Below are 21,328 nucleotides of genomic sequence, written 5' to 3' on the forward strand. Positions count from 1 at the left end.
ATGGATCACCACGTCACTCCGGCCGCCACCGGATCGTCCGGTGTGGACAGTGCCGCGCTGGTGCTGCGGCTGATACTGCTGCTGGCAACGGCGTTCCTCGCCGGCACCGGGATTCTGCGTCCGCTCGTCGGTCCGCTGCCGCGCAAGCTGTGGGTCACCACTGGCGCGCTGGGGGTCGGCTCGGCGGTGCTGGCCGCGGTATCGGCGGCGACGGTCGACGTCAACCTCGTCGCTCTGATCGTGCACATCGTGCTCGCGCTCGCGGTGCCGGTGCTGCTTCGGTGGCCCTCGGCAGGCCGTTGGGCTTCGCTGGCGCTGGTCGTGCTCGTGGTGCTGGAGACCTCTGTCGACGGTACGGGCATCTCCTTCGCCATCGACACTGTGTATGTCGCTTCGGCAGCACTGTGGTTCGGCGTGACACTGCTGTCGGCGTGGGTGCCGGTAGAGGAGTGGCGGTCGACGCCGTTGCGCGTCGGTCCGCTGTCGGTCAGCCTCGCCGGCCTGTTGACGCTCGCGGGCGTCGTGCAGCTCGGCGTCTCCGGAGTCGCCTTCGACCGACGACTGTACGAAACGCTGTTCGGCATCTCGCTGATCGTGGTGGTCCTGCTGCCCGCAGCGGTCACCGTGGTGTCAGCAATCTTGTTGTCCCGCAACGCTTCCACTCGTGGTTACCGCTACGGCGTCGCCGGCGTCGCACTCGGTTTCGTCGCGTGGAGTGCGCTCGCCGCGGTGCCACAGCCAGCGCCTTTGCCGGTGCCCGGAGTGCCGCTGCTGGCGGACGCGACCGTCGGCGGCGCGACCGTGCCGGTGCTGGTCAGCCCGCAGCGGCCCGGGCGCAACCTCGTGCACTTCCCGGCGAGCGCGGGCACGGACCTGTCGGCTGGCGTCGAGAGCGGGATCGTGACCACCGCGGCGGCGCGTGCCGGTGCGGAAGGCAGCTGGGCCGAGGTCGAACTTCCGCCCGGGCGCAGCACTCTCGTGGTGCACAAGGGCGACGCGACCACCACGGTCGACGTCGACGCGGGCACCGAGGCGGGCCCGGCGGTGTCGGACGCCGACGCGCCGGAATGCGCGGAAGCCGCGCTCGGCGGTCTGGTGGCGGAAAAACGCGACGTGCTCACCAGTTGTCCCTCGGACGCGTTGTCGCCGGAGGACCGCGGTTCGCTGGTGAAGCTGGTCGAATTCCTCGCGTCGCGGAAACCGTCGGCGATCACGTTGGTCGAAGACAAGTCGCCGCGTGGGGGGCAAGCCGCGCAACTGGTCCGCGAGACCGCTGCGCGCGTCGGGCTGCCGGTGCGTCCGGACGCGGCCGCGGACACCGCGCTGGTGGTCGTCTCCGGCTGGAGCGACGGGTACCTCGCGATGAGCCGCGCCGCCGAATCGCAGCGGCTCAAGCCGACCCACCAGTTCGGCCTGTACCTCGCGCCGTGGCTGCTCAACGGACCCATCGTCAACACCGTGGCCAGCGCGGCCATGCCGCTGCGCTTCGACCCGCGCGATCAGCTAGCGGTCAGCTACGCGGTGGCGGTCGGCAACAGCTTCGGCGGCGAAAGCCCGTCGCTCGGCGGTTTCCGGACCTGGCTCGGTCCACAGTGGACAGCGGTGAACGGCGAGGTGCAGCTGTTCGCGGCCGCGCAGGTCAACGCGATGCCGATGTACCCGAACGAACCGCACGCGCCCGGCATGCAGGCCGCACGCGACTACGCCGGGCAGTGGATCCCCGACGGAACCATCGTCCCGATCAGCGGCGCGCTCCGCTGATCCCCGTTTCCCGAAGAACCCCGAAGAAAGGAAAACCCTGATGAAACGCACTGCCGCCCGGATCCTGCTGCCGCTCGCCGCGGCCGGGGCGTTCGCCGGATTCGCCGGGGGAGCGGCCAGCGCCGCCACCCCGGACCCGTCCGCCGCCGTTCAGCCCGCCCAGTCCGCCGGATTGCCTTCGCTGCCGACCGGCGGTTTGCCTTCGCTCCCGACGGGCGGCCTCCCGTCCCTCCCGGCCGGCGGCCTGCCCTCGCTGCCTTCCGTGCCGAACTTGCCCACCCCGGGCCTGCCCGGCGTCCCGGGAGCACCGACCGGCGGCGGACCGTCGGTCTGGGTCGTCCCCGGCCTCGACGCGGGCAGCCTCCTCGGCCCGGCCGCCCAGGCCCCGGCGCAGCTCCTCGCGCCGGTGTTCAACGCCATCACCGCCGTTTCCTGAGCACAGAAGGAGAAACCCGTGAAGAAGACCGTCGTCCGCGCCGTGGCCGCCACCGCGCTCGCCGGAGCCGCGGTGCTCGGCGCCGCCGCGCCCGCGCTGGCCGCGACCCAGGACCAGCCCGGTGTCACCGTCGTCGACGAGCCGGACACGTCGAATCTGAACAACATCTGGACGTTCGCGCCGCTCGGCGTGCCCGTGCTGGGCCTGATCCAGTCGCTGAACGGCGTCCCCGGCCGGATCTTGCCCGGCTGACCCAGCTTCCGCCGGCGGTTCCCCTCGTCCCCGGGAACCGCCGGCGGACCCGGAAAGAACGAGGACCATGGACAGACAGCTGATCGGCCGGCTCGCGATCGCCGGCATCGCGGTGGCCGCCGTCGCCGCGACCGTAGTGATCCTCGGCACCGGCGACGACCCCGCACCTGCCCCGGTCGCAGTTTTCGCGCCGACCGCCGAAGTGCCGCAGCGCGCCCCAGACCGCACTGTCACCCGCACTCTGGCCCCGACGACGTCCACCGCACCGGCCGCACCCGTGCCGTCCAGCTGGCAGATCACCTACGAACTCGCGGGCTCTGGCACCGCCACCGTCGTTTACGACGACAACGGCCTCGGCCTGGTGCACCAGGAACTGTCCGTACCCCTGCCCTGGCGCAAGACTCTGACCTGGCCGAAGACCGCCGTCGCGCCGACCGTGCAGCTGATGGGCCAGTCAAGCGGCCTGGTCGAATGCCGGATCTCGGTCAACGGCGTGCAGGCGCGGTCCGCGAAAGCCGCCGACGGCGAGGTCGCCAGTTGTGCGGGACGGCTCAGCTGAGGTCTTTGGAGAACCAGTGCTCGGCGTACCGGTCGTCGTTGAACGCCTCGACCTCCGCGTAACCCATGGCCGCGTACAGCGCGCGTGCTTCGACCAGGTCGTCGCGGGTGTCGAGCCGCATCCGGGCCGAGCCCAGCCGCTTCGCCGCTTCTTCGGCCGCCGCGACGATCAGCTTGCCGCCGCCGTGCCCGCGATGCTCCGGGCGGATGTAGACCTTGGTCAAGGCGCTCAGCCCCGGCTCGACCATCCGGACCCCGACACAGCCCGCGGGCTTCCCGTCCCGGTACGCGAGCAGGAACGCGCCGGTCGGTGCGACGAGATCGGCGCTGGGCTCGTCGGCCAGCGCCTCGTCCACCTCGGCGCGGGTGGCCGGGCGGCCGTAATACCGCGACGCCACCTCGTCCATGTACTCGCGCAAGATCGCCGAGGCTTCGGCTTGTCCGGGCCCGATTTCGCTGATCTTCCAGTCCACGTCCCTCATCTTGGGGAGTCCGTCCACCGATTTCCCCGGCAGGTACCGTGCAGACCGGCAGGGGAACCGAACGAGGAGGCGACATGGACGGCAGCGAGAACGTCGACCAGCCGGGGGACAAGAAGACCGGCGGCAGCCATGCCGCGCCGGAGGGGGCTGGAGTGCACCCGCTGATCGATCTGTCGCGCGACCCCAACCCGGGCAAGCCCGACCACGCGAAGCCGGACGAGGACTGATCCCGGTCCGGCCCGGCGGGTGCACGCCGCCGGGCCGGGTTTCGCGGTTCCGCCCCGGTGAGGTGATTGTCACCCCGGGGACGAGGTCCATTGTGGAACAGCAGGCGGCGCTTCTCCTTGCCGCCGAAGAATTTCTCTCGCGTTTTTAACGCGGCCCGCGCGAGCCGTGCCGGGTCTCCCGGCGGGCAGCCGAGGAGCCGGCGCCGGTCCATTCATTGGTCGCCGCGTCCCGGCAGGCGAGCCGAATGCGCTCTGACCGCGGGAACCCGTCCGGGAATAGCGTCCCGGAGCCTGGCGTTCTGCATCTCGGGAAGTCCCGCGCGGCGCCGTCCCAAGGCCCCGATCTGGGGTTACGATGACCGGTCGGCGACCGTAGCGACCCCCCCGCCCGGACCGCTCCGCGAGTGGACGGGTATCTTTGGAGACCGTGCCCGGCAGGCGTCGGGCCGCTCCGCGTGCCGTTGGGCATGAGCGGGGTGCTTTTGCACCCGGTTCACCGGCCTCGCCACGTGGGGTTCCGACGGAAAATCCCTCCGGGAAGTTACCGGTCGCGAGACCGTGACGCGGGCCGACACGCCCGACCGCGGGGACCGGTGAAGACACGAAGAAGCAAGATCACGACAGGAAGCTGGTCCATTGCCCACGATCCAGCAGCTGGTCCGCAAGGGCCGCCAGGACAAGGCTGCCAAGCAGAAGACCGCGGCCCTCAAGGGGAGCCCGCAGCGTCGTGGCGTGTGCACCCGCGTGTACACCACGACCCCGAAGAAGCCGAACTCGGCCCTGCGCAAGGTTGCTCGTGTGAAGCTGACCAGCGGCATCGAGGTCACCGCATACATCCCCGGTGAGGGTCACAACCTCCAGGAGCACTCGATGGTGCTCGTGCGCGGCGGTCGTGTGAAGGACCTGCCGGGTGTTCGGTACAAGATCATCCGCGGTTCGCTCGACACCCAGGGTGTGAAGAACCGGAAGCAGGCGCGCAGCCGGTACGGCGCGAAGAAGGAGAAGAGCTAATGCCTCGCAAGGGTCCGGCGCCGAAGCGGCCGCTGATCTCCGACCCCGTCTACGCCTCCCCGCTGGTCACCCAGCTGGTGAACAAGGTGCTGAAGGACGGCAAGCGGTCCCTCGCCGAGCGCATCGTCTACGGCGCGCTGGAAGGCGCTCGCGAGAAGACCGGCACCGACCCGGTCGTCACGCTGAAGCGCGCGCTCGACAACGTGAAGCCCACCATCGAGGTGAAGAGCCGCCGCGTCGGTGGCGCCACCTACCAGGTGCCGATCGAGGTCAAGCCCGGCCGCTCCACCACGCTGGCGCTGCGCTGGCTGGTCTCCTTCTCGCAGCAGCGCCGCGAGAAGACGATGATCGAGCGCCTGCAGAACGAGCTGCTGGACGCGAGCAACGGCCTTGGCGCCAGCGTCAAGCGCCGCGAAGACACGCACAAGATGGCCGAGTCCAACAAGGCCTTCGCGCACTACCGCTGGTGATGACCGCCCGGCTGCCGATAGAAGCCATGCCGGGCCCCACGTTCGAGACAGGGGAACATTCTCGTGGCACGTGAAGTGCTGACCGACCTCAACAAGGTCCGCAACATCGGCATCATGGCGCACATCGACGCCGGTAAGACCACCACCACCGAGCGGATCCTGTTCTACACCGGGATCAACTACAAGCTCGGCGAAGTCCACGACGGCGCCGCCACGATGGACTGGATGGAGGAGGAGCAGAAGCGGGGTATCACCATCACCTCGGCTGCCACCACCACCTTCTGGAACGACTACCAGATCAACCTGATCGACACCCCCGGGCACGTCGACTTCACCGTCGAGGTGGAGCGCAACCTGCGGGTGCTCGACGGCGCGGTCGCCGTCTTCGACGGCAAGGAAGGCGTCGAGCCGCAGTCCGAGCAGGTCTGGCGGCAGGCGGACAAGTACGACGTCCCGCGCATCTGCTTCGTCAACAAGATGGACAAGCTGGGTGCGGACTTCTACTACACCCTGCAGACCATTTCGGACCGTCTCGGCGTCCGGCCGCTGGCCATCCAGCTGCCGATCGGCGCGGAGAACGAGTTCGAGGGCGTCATCGACCTGGTCCGGATGAAGGCCCTGGTCTGGCGCGGCGAGGTGCAGAAGGGCGACGACTACTCCGTCGAGGACATCCCGGCCGAGCTGGCCGACCGCGCGGCCGAGTACCGCGAGAAGCTGATCGAGGCCGTCGCCGAGACCGACGACGCGCTGATGGAGAAGTTCCTCGAGGGCGAAGAGCTGACCCAGGACGAGATCAAGGGCGGCATCCGCAAGCTGGTCGTCACCCGCGAGGCGTTCCCGGTGCTCGCCGGCTCCGCGTTCAAGAACAAGGGCGTGCAGCCGATGCTGGACGCGGTCATCGACTACCTGCCGTCGCCGCTGGACGTGCCGCCGGTCGAGGGTCTGCTGCCCGACGGCGAGACCCCGGTCACCCGGCACGCGACGACCGAGGAGCCGTTCTCCGCGCTCGCGTTCAAGATCGCCGCGCACCCGTTCTTCGGCAAGCTGACCTACATCCGGGTCTACTCGGGCAAGGTCTCCTCCGGCGCGCAGGTCGTCAACGCGACCAAGGAGCGCAAGGAGCGCATCGGGAAGATCTTCCAGATGCACTCCAACAAGGAGAACCCGGTCGACGAGGCCCTGGCCGGCCACATCTACGCGGTCATCGGCCTGAAGGACACCACCACCGGTGACACCCTTGCCGACGCGCAGAACCCGGTCGTGCTCGAGTCCATGACCTTCCCCGACCCGGTCATCAAGGTGGCCATCGAGCCGAAGACCAAGGCCGACCAGGAGAAGCTCTCCCTGGCGATCCAGAAGCTGGCCGAGGAAGACCCCACGTTCCAGGTCAACCTGGACGAGGACACCGGCCAGACGATCATCGCGGGCATGGGCGAGCTGCACCTCGAGGTGCTGGTCAACCGGATGAAGTCCGACTACAAGGTCGAGGCGAACATCGGCAAGCCGCAGGTCGCCTACCGCGAGACCATCAAGAAGACCGTGGACAAGCTCGACTACGTCCACAAGAAGCAGACCGGTGGTTCCGGCCAGTTCGCGAAGGTCATCGTGAAGCTGGAGCCGCTCGAGCGCACCGACGGTGCTCTCTACGAGTTCGACAACAAGGTCACCGGTGGCCGCGTGCCGCGGGAGTACATCCCGTCGGTCGACGCGGGCGCCCAGGACGCCATGCAGTACGGCGTGCTGGCCGGCTACCCGCTCGTCGGGTTGAAGTTCACCTTGTTGGATGGCGCGTACCACGAGGTCGACTCTTCCGAGATGGCGTTCAAGATCGCCGGTTCCATGGCGATGAAGGAAGCCGCGAAGAAGGCAGGCCCGGTCATCCTCGAGCCGATGATGGCCGTCGAGGTCACGACTCCCGAGGACTACATGGGTGACGTGATCGGCGACCTCAACTCCCGCCGTGGCCAGATCCAGGCCATGGAGGAGCGCGCCGGTACCCGTGTCGTGAAGGCACTGGTCCCGCTGTCGGAGATGTTCGGCTACGTCGGCGACCTGCGGTCCCGTACCCAGGGCCGGGCGAACTACTCCATGGTGTTCGACTCCTACGCCGAGGTTCCCGCGAACGTCGCGAAGGAAATCATCGCGAAGGCGACGGGGGAGTAATCCCCTCCGCTCGCGGGCATTAAGGGACTCTCCTGAACGTCCGCAGCAACGACGAAGGAACATTCGCGGGGTGGCAGCCACGCCGCCCCGCGAGCACAAAGCAAATCCAGTCCAGGAGGACATTCCAGTGGCGAAGGCGAAGTTCGAGCGGAGCAAGCCGCACGTCAACATCGGCACCATCGGTCACGTCGACCACGGCAAGACCACGCTGACCGCGGCGATCACCAAGGTTCTGCACGACGCGTACCCGGAGCTGAACGAGGCCCGTGCGTTCGACCAGATCGACAACGCGCCGGAAGAGAAGCAGCGCGGTATCACGATCAACATCTCGCACGTCGAGTACCAGACCGAGAAGCGTCACTACGCGCACGTGGACGCCCCCGGTCACGCTGACTACATCAAGAACATGATCACCGGTGCCGCGCAGATGGACGGCGCGATCCTGGTGGTCGCGGCCACCGACGGCCCGATGCCGCAGACCCGCGAGCACGTGCTGCTGGCCCGCCAGGTCGGCGTGCCCTACATCGTCGTGGCGCTGAACAAGGCCGACATGGTCGACGACGAGGAAATCCTCGAGCTCGTCGAGCTGGAGGTCCGCGAGCTGCTGTCCTCGCAGGAGTTCCCGGGCGACGACGCGCCGGTCGTGCGCGTCTCCGGCCTCAAGGCTCTCGAGGGCGACCAGAAGTGGGCCGACGCCGTGCTCGAGCTGATGCACGCCGTCGACGACAACGTGCCGGACCCGGTGCGTGAGCTCGAGAAGCCCTTCCTGATGCCGATCGAGGACGTCTTCACGATCACCGGCCGCGGCACCGTCGTGACCGGTCGCGTGGAGCGCGGCCAGGTCAACGTCAACGAAGAGGTCGAGATCGTGGGTATCCGCGAGAAGTCGACCAAGACCACCGTCACCGGTGTCGAGATGTTCCGCAAGCTGCTCGACTCGGGCCAGGCGGGCGACAACGTCGGCCTCCTGCTGCGCGGCATCAAGCGCGAGGACGTCGAGCGCGGCCAGGTCGTCGTGAAGCCGGGCACCACCACCCCGCACACCGAGTTCGAGGGCCGGGTCTACATCCTGTCCAAGGACGAGGGCGGCCGGCACACCCCGTTCTTCAACAACTACCGCCCGCAGTTCTACTTCCGCACCACGGACGTGACCGGCGTCGTCACCCTCCCCGAGGGCACCGAGATGGTCATGCCGGGCGACAACACGGACATCAGCGTCGTGCTGATCCAGCCGGTCGCCATGGACGAGGGTCTGCGCTTCGCCATCCGCGAGGGTGGCCGGACCGTCGGCGCGGGCCAGGTTACCAAGATCAACAAGTGACGTCGGCGCCCTGAATTCGGGTCAATACACCCCCGAGTTCAGGGCGTCAACTCACGTGTGCGACACTATTCAGGTTGCTCGTCCTGGGGCGGCCGAATCCTTATCGGTTTTCAATCGACTGGGTTCCGGCCGCCCTGGTATGAGCGGCCACGGTCCGTGGAGCTCGTCCTTCGGGTGAGGCTAGCGGGCAAGGCCAGTAGGGACGACCTTGTGTCGGCCCGCGGCCTCCTCACGTAGAGGAAGACCAGGCAAGACGACGATCCTTAGGGATCCGTCTGTGCGGCGGGCGCGACACGCCCGACCGCGTGGACCGGGGACAGGGCCGTTGAACTGCTGAAACCCGGGCTCCGGCCCAGGTTGACGAGACAAAGCGGCACGAGACGACAAGGAACGCAGCCACCATGGCGGGACAGAAGATCCGCATCCGGCTCAAGGCCTACGACCACGAGGCGATCGACACCTCGGCGCGCAAGATCGTGGAAACGGTCACGCGCACCGGCGCCCGTGTTGTCGGGCCGGTGCCGCTGCCTACCGAGAAGAACGTTTACTGCGTCATCCGCTCGCCGCACAAGTACAAGGACTCGCGCGAGCACTTCGAGATGCGCACGCACAAGCGTCTGATCGACATCCTCGACCCGACGCCGAAGACGGTGGACGCGCTCATGCGCATCGACCTCCCGGCGAGCGTCGACGTCAACATCCAGTAAGCGTTGGGCGAGCGGCGGAGATAAGAACTCATGTCTGACAGGCAAATGAAGGGCATCCTGGGCACCAAGCTCGGCATGACCCAGGTCTTCGACGAGCAGAACCGGGTCGTCCCGGTCACTGTCGTCAAGGCCGGTCCGAACGTGGTGACCCAGGTCCGGACCACCGACAAAGACGGCTACGCGGCCGTGCAGCTGGCGTTCGGCGCGGTCGACCCGCGCAAGGTGAACAAGCCGCGCACCGGCCACTTCGACAAGGCTGGCGTGACGCCGCGCCGGCACCTCGCCGAGCTGCGCACCACCGACGCCGAGACCTACGAGGTCGGCCAGGAGATCACCGCTGAGGTGTTCGAGGCAGGCACTTCGGTCGACGTGACCGGTACCAGCAAGGGCAAGGGCTACGCCGGTGTCATGAAGCGCCACGGCTTCAAGGGCCAGGGCGCGAGCCACGGTGCGCAGGCCGTGCACCGCAAGCCGGGTTCGATCGGCGGCTGCGCCACGCCGGGCCGCGTGTTCAAGGGCCTGCGCATGGCGGGCCGGATGGGTAGCGACCGGGTCACCACGCAGGGCCTCACCGTGCACGCCGTGCGCGCCGAGGACGGCCTGCTGCTGATCAAGGGCGCGGTGCCCGGTCCCAAGGGCGGCCTGCTGTTCGTGCGCAGCGCCGCGAAGGGTGGAAACTGACGATGACGAGCGTCGAGCTGAAGACTCCGGCCGGTAAAGCCGACGGCACCGTCGAGCTCCCCGGGGAGATCTTCGACGTGCAGGCCAACGTCGCGCTGATGCACCAGGTCGTGGTGGGCCAGCTGGCCGCCGCGCGCCAGGGCACGCACGACACGAAGACCCGCGGTGAGGTCTCCGGTGGCGGCAAGAAGCCGTACCGGCAGAAGGGCACCGGTCGCGCCCGCCAGGGTTCGACCCGGGCGCCGCAGTTCGCCGGCGGTGGCGTCGTGCACGGCCCCACGCCGCGCGACTACACCCAGCGCACCCCGAAGAAGATGAAGGCCGCCGCTCTGCGTGGCGCCCTCTCCGACCGGGCTCGCGCCGGCCAGCTGCACGTCGTGACGGAACTGGTCACCGGCGAGAAGCCGTCGACCAAGACCGCCAAGTCGGCGATCGCCGCCGCGACCCAGGCCAAGCGCGTTCTCGTGGTCCTGCACCGCGACGAGGAGCTCGCCTGGGTGTCCGCGCGGAACCTGCCGTACGTGCACCTGATCTGGGCTGACCAGCTCAACACCTACGACGTCCTGGTCAACGACGACGTCGTGTTCACCAAGGCCGCCTACGACGCGTTCGTGGCAGGTCCCGTCCGCGGGAAGGTCGTCAAGGCCCTCGCGCGTTCGAGCGAGGTTTCGGAAGGGAGTGACGAGAAGTGAGCTCGGTCGCCATCCCGGACCCCCGCGACATCCTGCTCGCGCCGGTGATCTCCGAGAAGTCCTACGGACTGCTCGAGGACCACAAGTACACGTTCATCGTCCGTCCGGACGCCAACAAGACCCAGATCAAGATCGCGGTCGAGAAGGTGTTCGGCGTGAAGGTCGTCAGCGTCAACACGGCCAACCGCCAGGGCAAGCGGAAGCGGACTCGTACCGGCTTCGGCAAGCGCAAGGACACCAAGCGCGCCATCGTGACTCTTTCGCCTGAGAGCAAGGCGATCGAGATCTTCGGCGGACCCACCGCGTAAAGGACTGAGCTGACAATGGGCATCCGCAAGTACAAGCCGACGACCCCGGGTCGTCGCGGTTCGAGCGTCTCGGACTTCGCCGAGATCACCCGGTCCACGCCGGAGAAGTCGCTGCTGCGTCCGCTGAGCAAGACCGGCGGCCGCAACGCGTCGGGCAAGATCACCACCCGGCACAAGGGCGGTGGCCACAAGCGCGCCTACCGCGTGATCGACTTCCGTCGCCACGACAAGGACGGCGTGCCGGCCAAGGTCGCGCACATCGAGTACGACCCCAACCGCACCGCGCGCATCGCGCTGCTGCACTACGCCGACGGCGAGAAGCGCTACATCATCGCGCCGGAGAAGCTGAAGCAGGGCGACACGGTTGAGAACGGCCCCCGCGCCGACATCAAGCCGGGCAACAACCTGCCGCTGCGCAACATCCCGGTCGGCACCGTGATCCACGCGATCGAGCTCCGCCCCGGCGGCGGCGCGAAGATGGCCCGGTCCGCCGGCGCCCGCGTGCAGCTCGTCGCCAAGGACGGTCCTTACGCCCAGCTGCGTCTCCCCTCGGGCGAGATCCGCAACGTGGACGTGCGCAACCGCGCGACCGTCGGCGAGGTCGGCAACTCGGAGCACTCGAACATCAACTGGGGCAAGGCGGGCCGCAACCGCTGGCGCGGCAAGCGCCCGACTGTCCGCGGTGTCGTGATGAACCCGGTCGACCACCCGCACGGCGGTGGCGAGGGCAAGACCTCCGGTGGCCGCCACCCGGTGAACCCGAACGGCAAGCCCGAAGGCCGCACCCGCAAGAGCAAGCCGTCCGACAAACTGATCGTCCGCCGCCGGCGTACCGGCAAGAAGCGCTGAGCAGGGAGGTAGAAGCACATGCCACGCAGCCTTAAGAAGGGCCCGTTCGTGGACGACCACCTGCTCAAGAAGGTGGACGCGCTGAACGAATCGGGCAAGAAGACCGTGATCAAGACTTGGTCGCGGCGCTCCACGATCATCCCGGACTTCCTGGGTCACACGATCGCGGTGCACGACGGCCGCAAGCACGTCCCGGTGTTCGTCACCGAGGCGATGGTGGGTCACAAGCTGGGCGAGTTCGCCCCGACGCGGACCTTCAAGGGCCACATCAAGGACGACCGCAAGTCGCGCCGCCGCTGAGCGGGCCAGAGAAAGTTAAGGGAAGCAGATGAACGCCCAGTCAAACGCCACGGCCACGGCAGAAGAGCTGCCCACGGCCGTCGCGCGGGCTCGCTTTGTCCGCGACGCGCCGATGAAGGTGCGCCGGGTGATCGAGCTCGTCAAGGGTCGTAGCGTCAGCGAGGCCTTGGCCGTCCTCCGGTTCGCGCCGCAGGCGGCCAGCACGCCGCTCGCGAAGGTCATCGCCAGCGCGGCGGCCAACGCCGAGAACAACCTCCAGCTGGACCCGGAGACGCTCTGGATCAAGTCCGCGACCGCCGACGAGGGCCCGACCCTCAAGCGCATCCGTCCGCGTGCCCAGGGCCGTGCGTACCGGATCCGCAAGCGCACCAGCCACATCACCGTGGTGGTCGAGTCGCGGCCTGCGGAGAAGAAGAGCAACAAGAAGGCAGGTGGCCGGTAGTGGGCCAGAAGATCAACCCGCACGGCTTCCGCCTGGGTATCACCACTGACTGGAAGTCGCGCTGGTACGCCGACAAGCAGTACGCGGAGTACGTGGCCGAGGACGTCAAGATCCGCAAGCTGCTCTCCACCGGCATGGAGCGCGCCGGCATCTCCAAGGTCGAGATCGAGCGCACCCGTGACCGCGTCCGCGTCGACATCCACACCGCCCGGCCGGGCATCGTCATCGGCCGCCGCGGCGCGGAGGCCGACCGGATCCGCGGCGCGCTGGAGAAGCTGACCAAGAAGCAGGTCCAGCTGAACATCCTCGAGGTGAAGAACCCCGAGGCCGACGCGCAGCTGGTCGCCCAGGGCGTCGCGGAGCAGCTGAGCAACCGCGTGGCGTTCCGCCGCGCGATGCGCAAGGCGATCCAGACCTCCATGCGCTCGCCGCAGGTCAAGGGCATCCGCGTGCAGTGCGGCGGTCGTCTCGGCGGTGCCGAGATGTCCCGTTCCGAGCACTACCGCGACGGCCGGGTCCCGCTGCACACGCTGCGCGCCGACATCGACTACGGCTTCTTCGAGGCCAAGACGACGTTCGGCCGCATCGGCGTGAAGGTGTGGATCTACAAGGGCGAGCTGGTCGGCGGACTGAAGGCGCGCGCCGAGCGCGACGCCGCCGCGTCGGCAGCGGACCGCGCACCGCGCCGCGACCGTGGCGACCGGCCTTCCCGGCCGCGCCGCTCCGGCTCGTCGGGCACGACCCCGACCTCGACCGAGGCCGGCCGCGCCGCTGCCGCTGCGAAGAGCGACAACGCGACCGAAGCGGCTCCGGCCGCTGAGACCGCAGAAAAGACGGAGGGCTGAGACGTGCTCATCCCGCGCAGGGTCAAGCACCGCAAGCAGCACTCCCCGAAGCGCCACGGCGCCGCCAAGGGCGGTACCAAGGTCAACTTCGGCGAGTACGGCATCCAGGCGCTTGAGCACAGCTACGTGACGAACCGGCAGATCGAGTCCGCTCGTATCGCCATGACCCGTCACATCAAGCGTGGCGGCAAGGTGTGGACGACGATCTACCCGGACCGCCCGCTGACCAAGAAGCCGGCGGAAACCCGCATGGGTTCCGGCAAGGGTTCGCCCGAGTGGTGGATCGCCAACGTGAAGCCGGGCCGCGTGATGTTCGAGATCAGCTTCCCGAACGAGGAGACCGCCCGCGAGGCGCTCCGCCGCGCGATCCACAAGCTGCCCATGAAGTGCCGCATCGTGACCCGGGAAGGTGAGTTCTGATGGCTAACGGAGCCGCACAGGCATCCGAGCTGCGTGAGCTCACCGCCGAAGAGCTCGTGCTGCGTCTGAAGGAATACAAGGAGGAGCTCTTCAACCTCCGCTTCCAGATGGCGACCGGGCAGCTGGACAACAACCGTCGGCTGCGCACCGTCCGCACGGACATCGCGCGGATCTACACGGTCATGCGCGAGCGCGAGCTCGGCCTGTCCGTGGCTCCCGACGCCGAAAGTGAAGGTGCCGCATGAGCGAGGCTGCCACCGAGAAGACCGCCCGGAACTACCGCAAGGTCCGCGAGGGTTACGTCGTCTCGGACAAGATGGACAAGACGATCGTGGTCGAGCTCGAGGACCGCAAGAAGCACCCGCGCTACTCGAAGGTCGTCCGCACCACCTCCAAGGTGAAGGTGCACGACGAGAACAACGAGGCGGGCGTGGGCGACCGGGTCACCCTGATGGAGACCCGGCCGCTGTCGGCGACCAAGCGCTGGCGTCTGGTGCAGGTCGTGGAGAAGGCCAAGTAAGCAGGGCTCCTCGGAGTCCTTGGTTCCGCAAGGCTCGCCGACAGGCGAGAACCAGCGCGACATACAGGAGTTGACGTGATCCAGCAGGAGTCGCGGCTTCGGGTTGCCGACAACACGGGCGCGAAGGAAATCCTTTGCATCCGCGTGCTCGGCGGATCCGGGCGGCGCTACGCCGGCATCGGCGACATCATCGTCGCCACCGTGAAGGACGCCATCCCGGCCGCCGGGGTGAAGAAGGGCGATGTCGTCAAGGCCGTCATCGTCCGCACGGTGAAGGAGCGCCGTCGTCCGGACGGTTCCTACATCCGGTTCGACGAGAACGCCGCCGTGCTTATCAAGAACGACAACGAGCCCCGGGGCACCCGCATCTTCGGCCCGGTGGGCCGCGAGCTGCGCGACCGAAAGTTCATGAAGATCATTTCGCTCGCGCCGGAGGTGCTGTGATGAAGGTGAAGAAGGGCGACACGGTCGTCGTTATCGCCGGCAAGGACAAGGGCGCCAAGGGCAAGGTCATCCAGGCCTACCCGGACCGTGAGCGCGTTCTGGTCGAAGGTGTCAACCGGATCAAGAAGCACACCCGGATCACCCAGACCCAGCGCGGCGCGCAGTCCGGCGGCATCGTGACCCAGGAAGCGCCCATCCACGTCTCGAACGTGATGGTCGTGGACTCGGACGGCAAGCCGACCCGGGTGGGCTACCGCATCGGCGAGGACGGCAAGAAGGTCCGGGTCTCGCGCCGGAACGGCAAGGACATCTGACATGACCACCGCAGAGAAGATCGTGCCGCGTCTCAAGACCCGGTACCGCGAAGAGATCAAGGGCGAGCTCCAGAAGGAGTTCTCCATCCCCAACGTGCACCAGATTCCCGGCGTCGTGAAGATCGTCGTGAACATGGGTGTCGGGGACGCCGCCCGGGACAGCAAGCTGATCGACGGCGCGGTCCGCGACCTCGCCCTGATCACCGGGCAGAAGCCGGAGATCCGCAAGGCCCGCAAGTCCATCGCGCAGTTCAAGCTGCGCGAGGGCCAGCCGATCGGCGCGCGCGTCACGCTGCGCGGCGACCGGATGTGGGAGTTCCTCGACCGGCTGCTGACCATCGCGCTGCCCCGTATCCGCGACTTCCGCGGCCTCTCGGCCAAGCAGTTCGACGGCAACGGCAACTACACGTTCGGTCTCAACGAGCAGTCGATGTTCCACGAGATCAACCCGGACGACATCGACCGCCCCCGTGGCATGGACGTCACCGTCGTCACCACCGCCACCACCGACGACGAGGGCCGGGCGCTGCTGCGCAAGCTCGGTTTCCCGTTCAAGGAGAACTGAGATGGCCAAGAAAGCGCTGATCAGCAAGGCCTCGAAGAAGCCGAAGTTCGCGGTGCGCGCCTACACCCGTTGCAACCGGTGCGGTCGTCCGCACTCGGTGTACCGCAAGTTCGGCCTGTGCCGGATTTGCCTCCGGGAGATGGCGCACGCGGGCGAACTGCCCGGCGTTCACAAGTCCAGCTGGTAAGGCTCGAAACTCTATTCCCAGTTCGCCACAGGCCCCGCCGACCCGGCCGGAGACCTCTCCGGCCGGGCGAGGCGGGGAACCAGGCGAGAAAGGTTGACAGGTCACCATGACGATGACCGACCCGATCGCAGACTTCTTGACGCGTCTGCGCAACGCGAACTCGGCGTACCACGACGAGGTCGTGCTTCCGCACTCGAAGATCAAGGCGAACATCGCCGAGATCCTCAAGCGCGAGGGCTACATCGCGAGCTACCGCGACGAGCCGGGCGAGAAGCACAAGAACCTGGTCGTCGAGCTGAAGTACGGCCCCAACCGCGAGCGGAGCATCGCCGGCCTTCGCCGCGTCTCCAAGCCGGGTCTGCGGGTCTACGCAAAATCGACCGAACTGCCGTCCGTTCTCGGCGGCCTCGGCGTCGCGATCATCTCGACGTCCGGCGGCCTGCAGACCGACCGGCAGGCCAAGCGCAACAACGTGGGCGGCGAAGTCCTCGCCTACGTCTGGTAAGGAAGGGGGCACAGACATGTCACGCATCGGAAAGCTGCCGGTCGCCGTCCCCTCCGGGGTCGAGGTGACCATCGACGGCCAGAACGTCAAGGTCAAGGGGCCGAAGGGCACCCTGGAGCACACTGTCGCCGAGCCGATCGTCGTCGAGCGCGACGAGGACGGCGCCCTCCTGGTGAAGCGCCCGGACGACGAGCGCACGAGCCGCGCCCTGCACGGCCTCACCCGCACGCTGGTGAACAACCTCGTGGTGGGCGTGACCCAGGGCTACGAGAAGAAGCTCGAGATCCACGGCGTCGGTTACCGCGTGCAGGCCAAGGGCTCGGACCTTGAGTTCGCCCTCGGCTACAGCCACCCGGTCAAGATCGAGGCCCCGGAAGGCATCACCTTCAAGGTGGAGTCGCCGACCCGGTTCTCGGTCTCCGGCATCGACAAGCAGAAGGTCGGCCAGACCGCCGCGGTCATCCGCAAGCTGCGCCGCCCGGACCCGTACAAGGGCAAGGGCCTGCGGTACGAGGGTGAGAAGATCCGCCGCAAGGTCGGAAAGACGGGTAAGTGATGAGCGACACGACTACCACGAAGCGCAAGCCGGTCGGCAAGGACATCTCGACCCGCCGCCGCGTCGCCAAGACCCGTCGGCACTTCCGTCTCCGCAAGAAGATCAGCGGCACGCCGGTGCGTCCGCGCATGGTCGTCAAGCGGTCCTCGCGGCACATCACCGTGCAGGTGATCGACGACCTCGCCGGTCACACGCTGGCGTCGGCGTCCACCCTCGAGTCGGACCTGCGGTCCTTCGAGGGCGACAAGAAGGCCAAGGCGGCGAAGGTCGGCGAACTGGTCGCTTCGCGCGCCAAGGACGCCGGCATCGAGGCCGTGGTGTTCGACCGTGGCGGCAACGCCTACCACGGCCGCATCGCCGCGCTCGCCGACGCCGCCCGCGAGGCGGGGTTGAAGTTCTGATGCACATGCTCGTGAATGGAAGGAAAGCCTGATGCCGGGACGTACACGGCAATTCGGCGGCGGCCAGGGCGGACCGGGTCAGGGCGGCAACGACCGCGGTGACCGTCGGGACCGTCGCGACCGGCGCGACGGCGGCCGTGGCGGGGCGGCCCAGGACAAGACCCCGCACCTTGAGAAGGTCGTGACGATCAACCGCGTCGCCAAGGTCGTCAAGGGCGGTCGTCGCTTCAGCTTCACCGCTCTGGTGGTCGTCGGCGACGGCGACGGTCAGGTCGGCGTCGGCTACGGCAAGGCCAAGGAAGTTCCCGCGGCCATCGCCAAGGGCGTCGAGGAAGCGAAGAAGAACTTCTTCCGCGTTCCGCGCGTCGCCGGCACCATTCCGCACCCGATCCAGGGTGAGGAAGCCGCCGGTGTCGTGCTGCTCCGTCCCGCCTCCGCTGGTACCGGCGTCATCGCCGGCGGTCCGGTGCGCGCGGTGCTGGAGTGCGCGGGCGTCCACGACGTGCTGTCGAAGTCGCTCGGCTCCGACAACGCCATCAACATCGTGCACGCGACCGTGGCGGCCCTGAAGGGGCTGCAGCGTCCGGAGGAGGTGGCCGCTCGCCGCGGTCTGCCGCTCGAGGACGTCGCCCCGGCCCGGATGCTGCGTCAGCGTGCCGGCCAGGGGGTCTGACATGGCTCAGCTCAAGGTCACTCAGGTCAAGAGCAAGATCGGCACGAAGCACGCTCACCGCGAGTCGCTGCGCACCCTCGGGCTGCGCAAGATCCGCCAGAGCGTCGTGCGTGAGGACACCCCCCAGGTGCGCGGCCTGATCCACACCGTCCGCCACCTGGTGGAGGTCGAGGAGGTCCAGGCATGACCGCCATCAAGATCCACCACCTTCGTCCGGCTCCTGGCGCCAAGCGCGACAAGATCCGCGTCGGCCGTGGTGAGGGCTCGAAGGGCAAGACGGCGGGCCGCGGCACGAAGGGCACCAAGGCCCGGAAGAACGTGCCCGCCGGGTTCGAGGGTGGGCAGATGCCCATCCACATGCGGCTGCCGAAGCTGCGTGGGTTCAAGAACCGGTTCCGCACCGAGTACCAGCCGGTGAACGTGGGCGACATCGCCCGCGTGTTCGCCGACGGGGGCAAGGTCGGTCCGGAGGAGCTGGCCGCCAACGGGCTTGTTCGCAAGGGCAAGCTGGTGAAGGTTCTCGGCAACGGGGACCTGAACGGGGTCAAGCTCGAACTGACCGCGCACGCTTTCTCCGGCTCCGCCAAGGAGAAGATCGAGGCTGCTGGTGGTTCGGCCACCGTTAGCTGATCTGGCTGCGTTTTAGAGCGGGCCCGTCCGGTTTTCCGGGCGGGCCCGCTTTGTTTTCGGCTTGTCGCCTGGCGGCGACATTGCCGCGGTGGTTGCGTGGCGCACCCCGTTAGCCGATTGTGCTGACGGTTCGGGGGTGCTTGTCAAGGCGGGAAAGATGCCTTGACAAGCACCCCCGAACCGCAGGGCGGCTTCGTATCGGGGTTGGGGGAGGGGCTGGGTGCCTCGCTGGTTGGGTGTGTCGGCTGCGGTGTCGTAGGTGGTGGGGCTTGCGCCCCAATGTGGCATTGGGTGCGTCAGATGCACCGAATGCCACATTGGGTGCGTGGGATGCACCCAACGCCACATTGGGGCGGTGTCGGGTGTGGTGCGGCTGGGCGGGTCCTGTGGGGAACCCTGGAGGGAATCAGGGTCCGTGAGGGTCCCTTACGACTTGCCAAGGTTGCTGGTTTTCCGTGCTGCTGCGCGGAATCCCGCCTAACGGTGCGGGCCGAACAGGTGATCATCTGTGCTCCGACCGGCCCTACCTGCGGCTCAGTGCTGCCGGAGTGCCGCGCACTGAGACGTAAAACGCACACGCGCTGCGGGCGGCCCATGCGAAGCTGTTAGAGTCGGCGGCACGCTTCCGGGCCTGTTTGCCCTGAAGCGTTCCTGGCTTGCCAGTGAGTCAGACATCCCGCCGGTCTCGTACCGGCCAAGCCGATCGTCGGTTGGGACGACCGACGACGCCGAGGAGGTCCCCCGCGTGCTCAGCGCATTCCGCTCGGCTCTCGCGACGCCGGATCTACGCAAGAAGATCCTGTTCACGCTAGCCATCGTCGCGGTCTACCGGATCGGTGCAACCATCCCGGCTCCGGGGGTCTCGTTCGCCGCCGTGCAGGCCTGTACCGCACAGGCCGACCAGCAGGGCGTGTACCAGCTGCTCAACCTCTTCAGCGGCGGTGCGTTGCTGCAGCTGTCGCTGTTCGCGACGGGCATCATGCCCTACATCACCGCGAGCATCATCATCCAGCTGCTCACCGTGGTCATCCCTCGGTTCGAGGAGCTGAAGAAGGAAGGCCAGTCCGGCCAGAACAAGCTGACCCAGTACACCCGGTACCTCACGATCGCGCTGGCGATCCTCCAGGCCACCGGCGTGGTCGCGCTGGCCGACCGCGGCACCCTGTTCCAGGGCTGCTCGCAGCCGATCATCCCGGACAACAGCATCTACTCGCTGACGCTGATCGTGGTCACCATGACCGCGGGCACCGCGGTGATGATGTGGCTGGGCGAGCTCATCACCGAGCGCGGTGTCGGCAACGGCATGTCCGTCCTGATCTTCCTGAACATCGCGGCCCGCATCCCGGCCGAGGGTGCCAACATCATCAGCAACGGCGGCGGCATCGCGCTGGTCGTGGTCCTCGCGTTCGGTCTGGTGATCATCGCCAGCGTCATCTTCGTCGAGCAGGGCCAGCGCCGGATCCCGGTGCAGTACGCCAAGCGCATGGTCGGCCGCCGGATGTACGGCGGCACCTCGACTTACCTGCCGATCAAGGTGAACCAGGCCGGTGTCATCCCGGTCATCTTCGCCTCGTCGCTGCTGTACCTGCCGCAGCTGCTCAGCCAGCTGATCGGCGACCCGAACAGCAACGCGGGCTGGCAGTCGTTCATTCAGAACTACCTGGTCAACCAGAGCAGCTGGGTGCACATCCTGCTCTACTTCCTGTTGATCATCTTCTTCACCTACTTCTACATCACGATCACGTTCAACGTGGACGAGCGTGCGGAAGAGATGAAGAAGTTCGGCGGCTTCATCCCGGGCATCCGGCCCGGCCGTCCCACCGCCGAGTACCTCAGCTTCGTGCTGGGCCGGATCACCCTCCCCGGCTCGCTGTACCTGGGCATCATCGCGATCCTCCCGAACTTCTTCCTGTCCCTCACCGGCAGCGGGAACAACCAGAACTTCCCGTTCGGTGGCACGGCTGTGCTGATCATGGTCGGCGTCGGGCTCGACACCGTGAAACAGATCGAAAGCCAGCTGATGCAGCGCAACTACGAAGGGTTCTTGAAGTGACGCGACTGGTTCTCGTCGGACCGCCCGGCGCGGGCAAAGGCACGCAGGCGGTTGCCCTGTCCGAGCAGCTGCGGATCCCGCACATCTCGACGGGCGACCTCTTCCGGGCGCACGTCGGCCAGGAGACCCCGCTCGGCCAGGAGGCCAAGCGGTACCTGGACTCGGGCGAACTGGTGCCGGACTCGGTGACCAACGAAATGGTCCGCGAGCGGCTGGCCGAACCGGACGCGAAGGCAGGCTTCCTGCTCGACGGGTTCCCGCGCAACACCAAGCAGGCCGAGGTCCTCGGCGAGATGCTGAGCGAGGCCGACACCAAGCTCGACGCGGTCATCCAGCTCGACGTGGCCGAGGACGTCGTCGTCGGCCGGCTCATGTCGCGCGGCCGCTCGGACGACACCGAGGACGTCATCCGCCGCCGCCAGCAGGTGTACGTGTCGGAGACCGCGCCGCTGCTGGAGTACTACGCCGACATCCTGGTGAAGGTCGACGGCGTCGGCGAGGTGCAGGAGATCTCGGACCGCGTGCTGAAAGCGCTGCGCGACCGCACGTGAATCT

Annotated in this window: 33 protein-coding genes; 32 read left to right on the forward strand and 1 reads right to left on the reverse strand. The window is 67.8% G+C overall.

Going from position 1 to position 21,328, the window contains the following annotated elements:
* The 4 genes from L3Q65_RS39570 (at position 1) to L3Q65_RS39585 (ending at position 3,008) form a co-directional block, all read left to right on the forward strand.
* Positions 1 to 1,761, forward strand: a complete 1,761-nt coding sequence (locus tag L3Q65_RS39570; RefSeq protein ID WP_237597953.1) for a hypothetical protein — start codon at positions 1 to 3, stop codon at positions 1,759 to 1,761.
* Between the two features lie 40 nt (positions 1,762 to 1,801).
* Positions 1,802 to 2,197, forward strand: a complete 396-nt coding sequence (locus L3Q65_RS39575) for a hypothetical protein (protein ID WP_182894657.1) — start codon at positions 1,802 to 1,804, stop codon at positions 2,195 to 2,197.
* A gap of 18 nt (positions 2,198 to 2,215) precedes the next feature.
* On the forward strand, positions 2,216 to 2,449 hold the full coding sequence (locus tag L3Q65_RS39580) for a hypothetical protein (RefSeq protein WP_182894656.1): 234 nt from the start codon (positions 2,216 to 2,218) through the stop codon (positions 2,447 to 2,449).
* Positions 2,450 to 2,516: 67 nt separating this feature from the next.
* A complete protein-coding gene (locus L3Q65_RS39585) occupies positions 2,517 to 3,008 on the forward strand; it encodes an MmpS family transport accessory protein (RefSeq protein ID WP_237597954.1) in 492 nt (163 codons plus the stop codon).
* On the opposite strand, the gene L3Q65_RS39590 is transcribed toward L3Q65_RS39585, so the two are convergent.
* A complete protein-coding gene (locus tag L3Q65_RS39590) occupies positions 3,001 to 3,489 on the reverse strand; it encodes a GNAT family N-acetyltransferase (protein WP_237597955.1) in 489 nt (162 codons plus the stop codon). The two genes, L3Q65_RS39585 and L3Q65_RS39590, sit on opposite strands and share 8 nt — an antisense overlap.
* 74 nt (positions 3,490 to 3,563) lie before the next feature.
* Between L3Q65_RS39590 and L3Q65_RS39595 the strand changes: the two genes are divergently transcribed.
* The 28 genes from L3Q65_RS39595 to L3Q65_RS39730 all read left to right on the forward strand — a co-directional run bounded on the left by L3Q65_RS39595 (position 3,564) and on the right by L3Q65_RS39730 (position 21,324).
* Complete coding sequence (locus tag L3Q65_RS39595; protein WP_101436018.1) at positions 3,564 to 3,716, forward strand: hypothetical protein; 153 nt, start codon at positions 3,564 to 3,566, stop codon at positions 3,714 to 3,716.
* Positions 3,717 to 4,352: 636 nt separating this feature from the next.
* Complete coding sequence (gene rpsL, locus L3Q65_RS39600) at positions 4,353 to 4,727, forward strand: 30S ribosomal protein S12 (protein WP_003102113.1); 375 nt, start codon at positions 4,353 to 4,355, stop codon at positions 4,725 to 4,727.
* Positions 4,727 to 5,197 carry a 30S ribosomal protein S7 gene (rpsG, locus tag L3Q65_RS39605; RefSeq protein ID WP_009072291.1) on the forward strand — a complete coding sequence of 157 codons (471 nt, stop codon included), beginning with the start codon at positions 4,727 to 4,729 and terminating at the stop codon, positions 5,195 to 5,197. The genes rpsL and rpsG overlap by 1 nt, the downstream gene beginning before the upstream one ends.
* A gap of 63 nt (positions 5,198 to 5,260) precedes the next feature.
* Positions 5,261 to 7,360, forward strand: coding sequence for an elongation factor G (gene fusA, locus L3Q65_RS39610; RefSeq protein ID WP_182894653.1), 2,100 nt, complete (start codon positions 5,261 to 5,263; stop codon positions 7,358 to 7,360).
* Positions 7,361 to 7,487: 127 nt separating this feature from the next.
* Positions 7,488 to 8,681, forward strand: coding sequence for an elongation factor Tu (tuf, locus tag L3Q65_RS39615; protein ID WP_037816270.1), 1,194 nt, complete (start codon positions 7,488 to 7,490; stop codon positions 8,679 to 8,681).
* Between the two features lie 401 nt (positions 8,682 to 9,082).
* On the forward strand, positions 9,083 to 9,388 hold the full coding sequence (rpsJ, locus tag L3Q65_RS39620; RefSeq protein ID WP_003102098.1) for a 30S ribosomal protein S10: 306 nt from the start codon (positions 9,083 to 9,085) through the stop codon (positions 9,386 to 9,388).
* A gap of 30 nt (positions 9,389 to 9,418) precedes the next feature.
* A complete protein-coding gene (gene rplC, locus L3Q65_RS39625; protein ID WP_037816269.1) occupies positions 9,419 to 10,069 on the forward strand; it encodes a 50S ribosomal protein L3 in 651 nt (216 codons plus the stop codon).
* A 2-nt stretch (positions 10,070 to 10,071) separates the two neighbouring features.
* A complete protein-coding gene (gene rplD, locus L3Q65_RS39630; protein WP_037816268.1) occupies positions 10,072 to 10,761 on the forward strand; it encodes a 50S ribosomal protein L4 in 690 nt (229 codons plus the stop codon).
* On the forward strand, positions 10,758 to 11,069 hold the full coding sequence (gene rplW / locus L3Q65_RS39635; RefSeq protein ID WP_009072304.1) for a 50S ribosomal protein L23: 312 nt from the start codon (positions 10,758 to 10,760) through the stop codon (positions 11,067 to 11,069). The genes rplD and rplW overlap by 4 nt, the downstream gene beginning before the upstream one ends.
* Before the next feature lie 15 nt (positions 11,070 to 11,084).
* Positions 11,085 to 11,918 (forward strand): 50S ribosomal protein L2, encoded by an 834-nt coding sequence (rplB, locus tag L3Q65_RS39640; protein WP_037816266.1) that lies wholly within the window; start codon positions 11,085 to 11,087, stop codon positions 11,916 to 11,918.
* Positions 11,919 to 11,936: 18 nt separating this feature from the next.
* Positions 11,937 to 12,218, forward strand: coding sequence for a 30S ribosomal protein S19 (rpsS, locus tag L3Q65_RS39645; protein ID WP_003102083.1), 282 nt, complete (start codon positions 11,937 to 11,939; stop codon positions 12,216 to 12,218).
* Between the two features lie 28 nt (positions 12,219 to 12,246).
* On the forward strand, positions 12,247 to 12,660 hold the full coding sequence (gene rplV / locus L3Q65_RS39650) for a 50S ribosomal protein L22 (RefSeq protein ID WP_009072309.1): 414 nt from the start codon (positions 12,247 to 12,249) through the stop codon (positions 12,658 to 12,660).
* Positions 12,660 to 13,505 (forward strand): 30S ribosomal protein S3, encoded by an 846-nt coding sequence (rpsC, locus tag L3Q65_RS39655; RefSeq protein WP_037360238.1) that lies wholly within the window; start codon positions 12,660 to 12,662, stop codon positions 13,503 to 13,505. Before rplV ends, rpsC begins: the two co-directional genes overlap by 1 nt.
* 3 nt (positions 13,506 to 13,508) lie before the next feature.
* Complete coding sequence (rplP, locus tag L3Q65_RS39660) at positions 13,509 to 13,925, forward strand: 50S ribosomal protein L16 (protein WP_009072313.1); 417 nt, start codon at positions 13,509 to 13,511, stop codon at positions 13,923 to 13,925.
* Complete coding sequence (gene rpmC, locus L3Q65_RS39665) at positions 13,925 to 14,170, forward strand: 50S ribosomal protein L29 (protein ID WP_009072314.1); 246 nt, start codon at positions 13,925 to 13,927, stop codon at positions 14,168 to 14,170. Before rplP ends, rpmC begins: the two co-directional genes overlap by 1 nt.
* Entirely contained in the window at positions 14,167 to 14,445 is a 279-nt protein-coding gene (gene rpsQ / locus L3Q65_RS39670) for a 30S ribosomal protein S17 (protein ID WP_037816263.1), read from the forward strand. The genes rpmC and rpsQ overlap by 4 nt, the downstream gene beginning before the upstream one ends.
* A gap of 75 nt (positions 14,446 to 14,520) precedes the next feature.
* The gene (gene rplN, locus L3Q65_RS39675) at positions 14,521 to 14,889 is read left to right on the forward strand and encodes a 50S ribosomal protein L14 (RefSeq protein WP_004558867.1); all 369 of its coding nucleotides are present in this window, start codon (positions 14,521 to 14,523) and stop codon (positions 14,887 to 14,889) included.
* A complete protein-coding gene (gene rplX / locus L3Q65_RS39680) occupies positions 14,889 to 15,203 on the forward strand; it encodes a 50S ribosomal protein L24 (RefSeq protein WP_009072317.1) in 315 nt (104 codons plus the stop codon). The genes rplN and rplX overlap by 1 nt, the downstream gene beginning before the upstream one ends.
* A gap of 1 nt (position 15,204) precedes the next feature.
* The gene (gene rplE / locus L3Q65_RS39685; RefSeq protein ID WP_009072319.1) at positions 15,205 to 15,768 is read left to right on the forward strand and encodes a 50S ribosomal protein L5; all 564 of its coding nucleotides are present in this window, start codon (positions 15,205 to 15,207) and stop codon (positions 15,766 to 15,768) included.
* 1 nt (position 15,769) lies between these two features.
* A complete protein-coding gene (locus L3Q65_RS39690) occupies positions 15,770 to 15,955 on the forward strand; it encodes a type Z 30S ribosomal protein S14 (RefSeq protein WP_009072321.1) in 186 nt (61 codons plus the stop codon).
* A gap of 106 nt (positions 15,956 to 16,061) precedes the next feature.
* Positions 16,062 to 16,460 (forward strand): 30S ribosomal protein S8, encoded by a 399-nt coding sequence (gene rpsH / locus L3Q65_RS39695; RefSeq protein WP_020662789.1) that lies wholly within the window; start codon positions 16,062 to 16,064, stop codon positions 16,458 to 16,460.
* A gap of 16 nt (positions 16,461 to 16,476) precedes the next feature.
* Complete coding sequence (rplF, locus tag L3Q65_RS39700; protein ID WP_237597956.1) at positions 16,477 to 17,016, forward strand: 50S ribosomal protein L6; 540 nt, start codon at positions 16,477 to 16,479, stop codon at positions 17,014 to 17,016.
* Positions 17,016 to 17,417 carry a 50S ribosomal protein L18 gene (gene rplR / locus L3Q65_RS39705; RefSeq protein WP_037816260.1) on the forward strand — a complete coding sequence of 134 codons (402 nt, stop codon included), beginning with the start codon at positions 17,016 to 17,018 and terminating at the stop codon, positions 17,415 to 17,417. Before rplF ends, rplR begins: the two co-directional genes overlap by 1 nt.
* 31 nt (positions 17,418 to 17,448) lie before the next feature.
* Positions 17,449 to 18,090 (forward strand): 30S ribosomal protein S5, encoded by a 642-nt coding sequence (rpsE, locus tag L3Q65_RS39710; RefSeq protein WP_009072328.1) that lies wholly within the window; start codon positions 17,449 to 17,451, stop codon positions 18,088 to 18,090.
* Between the two features lies 1 nt (position 18,091).
* A complete protein-coding gene (rpmD, locus tag L3Q65_RS39715; protein ID WP_004558875.1) occupies positions 18,092 to 18,277 on the forward strand; it encodes a 50S ribosomal protein L30 in 186 nt (61 codons plus the stop codon).
* Positions 18,274 to 18,720, forward strand: coding sequence for a 50S ribosomal protein L15 (gene rplO, locus L3Q65_RS39720; protein ID WP_009072329.1), 447 nt, complete (start codon positions 18,274 to 18,276; stop codon positions 18,718 to 18,720). The genes rpmD and rplO overlap by 4 nt, the downstream gene beginning before the upstream one ends.
* A gap of 745 nt (positions 18,721 to 19,465) precedes the next feature.
* Complete coding sequence (gene secY, locus L3Q65_RS39725) at positions 19,466 to 20,773, forward strand: preprotein translocase subunit SecY (protein ID WP_182894651.1); 1,308 nt, start codon at positions 19,466 to 19,468, stop codon at positions 20,771 to 20,773.
* The gene (locus L3Q65_RS39730; protein WP_182894650.1) at positions 20,770 to 21,324 is read left to right on the forward strand and encodes an adenylate kinase; all 555 of its coding nucleotides are present in this window, start codon (positions 20,770 to 20,772) and stop codon (positions 21,322 to 21,324) included. The genes secY and L3Q65_RS39730 overlap by 4 nt, the downstream gene beginning before the upstream one ends.
* The last annotated feature ends 4 nt before the right edge of the window (positions 21,325 to 21,328 follow it).

Origin of the sequence: Amycolatopsis sp. FU40 (genome assembly GCF_021903635.1) — a bacterium.
In the GTDB taxonomy this organism is placed as follows: Bacteria; Actinomycetota; Actinomycetes; order Mycobacteriales; family Pseudonocardiaceae; genus Amycolatopsis; species Amycolatopsis dendrobii.

Bases quoted from the DNA above. Each gene is read 5' to 3' on its own strand.
- L3Q65_RS39570 (WP_237597953.1), top strand. From the start codon at position 1: ATGGATCACCACGTCACTCCGGCCGCCACCGGATCGTCCGGTGTGGAC.
- L3Q65_RS39575 (WP_182894657.1), top strand. From the start codon at position 1,802: ATGAAACGCACTGCCGCCCGGATCCTGCTGCCGCTCGCCGCGGCCGGG.
- L3Q65_RS39585 (WP_237597954.1), top strand. From the start codon at position 2,517: ATGGACAGACAGCTGATCGGCCGGCTCGCGATCGCCGGCATCGCGGTG.
- L3Q65_RS39590 (WP_237597955.1), bottom strand. From the start codon at position 3,489: ATGAGGGACGTGGACTGGAAGATCAGCGAAATCGGGCCCGGACAAGCC.
- L3Q65_RS39595 (WP_101436018.1), top strand. From the start codon at position 3,564: ATGGACGGCAGCGAGAACGTCGACCAGCCGGGGGACAAGAAGACCGGC.
- rpsG (WP_009072291.1), top strand. From the start codon at position 4,727: ATGCCTCGCAAGGGTCCGGCGCCGAAGCGGCCGCTGATCTCCGACCCC.
- rpsJ (WP_003102098.1), top strand. From the start codon at position 9,083: ATGGCGGGACAGAAGATCCGCATCCGGCTCAAGGCCTACGACCACGAG.
- rplC (WP_037816269.1), top strand. From the start codon at position 9,419: ATGTCTGACAGGCAAATGAAGGGCATCCTGGGCACCAAGCTCGGCATG.
- rplD (WP_037816268.1), top strand. From the start codon at position 10,072: ATGACGAGCGTCGAGCTGAAGACTCCGGCCGGTAAAGCCGACGGCACC.
- rplB (WP_037816266.1), top strand. From the start codon at position 11,085: ATGGGCATCCGCAAGTACAAGCCGACGACCCCGGGTCGTCGCGGTTCG.
- rpsS (WP_003102083.1), top strand. From the start codon at position 11,937: ATGCCACGCAGCCTTAAGAAGGGCCCGTTCGTGGACGACCACCTGCTC.
- rplV (WP_009072309.1), top strand. From the start codon at position 12,247: ATGAACGCCCAGTCAAACGCCACGGCCACGGCAGAAGAGCTGCCCACG.
- rpmC (WP_009072314.1), top strand. From the start codon at position 13,925: ATGGCTAACGGAGCCGCACAGGCATCCGAGCTGCGTGAGCTCACCGCC.
- rpsQ (WP_037816263.1), top strand. From the start codon at position 14,167: ATGAGCGAGGCTGCCACCGAGAAGACCGCCCGGAACTACCGCAAGGTC.
- rplX (WP_009072317.1), top strand. From the start codon at position 14,889: ATGAAGGTGAAGAAGGGCGACACGGTCGTCGTTATCGCCGGCAAGGAC.
- rplE (WP_009072319.1), top strand. From the start codon at position 15,205: ATGACCACCGCAGAGAAGATCGTGCCGCGTCTCAAGACCCGGTACCGC.
- L3Q65_RS39690 (WP_009072321.1), top strand. From the start codon at position 15,770: ATGGCCAAGAAAGCGCTGATCAGCAAGGCCTCGAAGAAGCCGAAGTTC.
- rpsH (WP_020662789.1), top strand. From the start codon at position 16,062: ATGACGATGACCGACCCGATCGCAGACTTCTTGACGCGTCTGCGCAAC.
- rplF (WP_237597956.1), top strand. From the start codon at position 16,477: ATGTCACGCATCGGAAAGCTGCCGGTCGCCGTCCCCTCCGGGGTCGAG.
- rplR (WP_037816260.1), top strand. From the start codon at position 17,016: ATGAGCGACACGACTACCACGAAGCGCAAGCCGGTCGGCAAGGACATC.
- rpsE (WP_009072328.1), top strand. From the start codon at position 17,449: ATGCCGGGACGTACACGGCAATTCGGCGGCGGCCAGGGCGGACCGGGT.
- rpmD (WP_004558875.1), top strand. From the start codon at position 18,092: ATGGCTCAGCTCAAGGTCACTCAGGTCAAGAGCAAGATCGGCACGAAG.
- rplO (WP_009072329.1), top strand. From the start codon at position 18,274: ATGACCGCCATCAAGATCCACCACCTTCGTCCGGCTCCTGGCGCCAAG.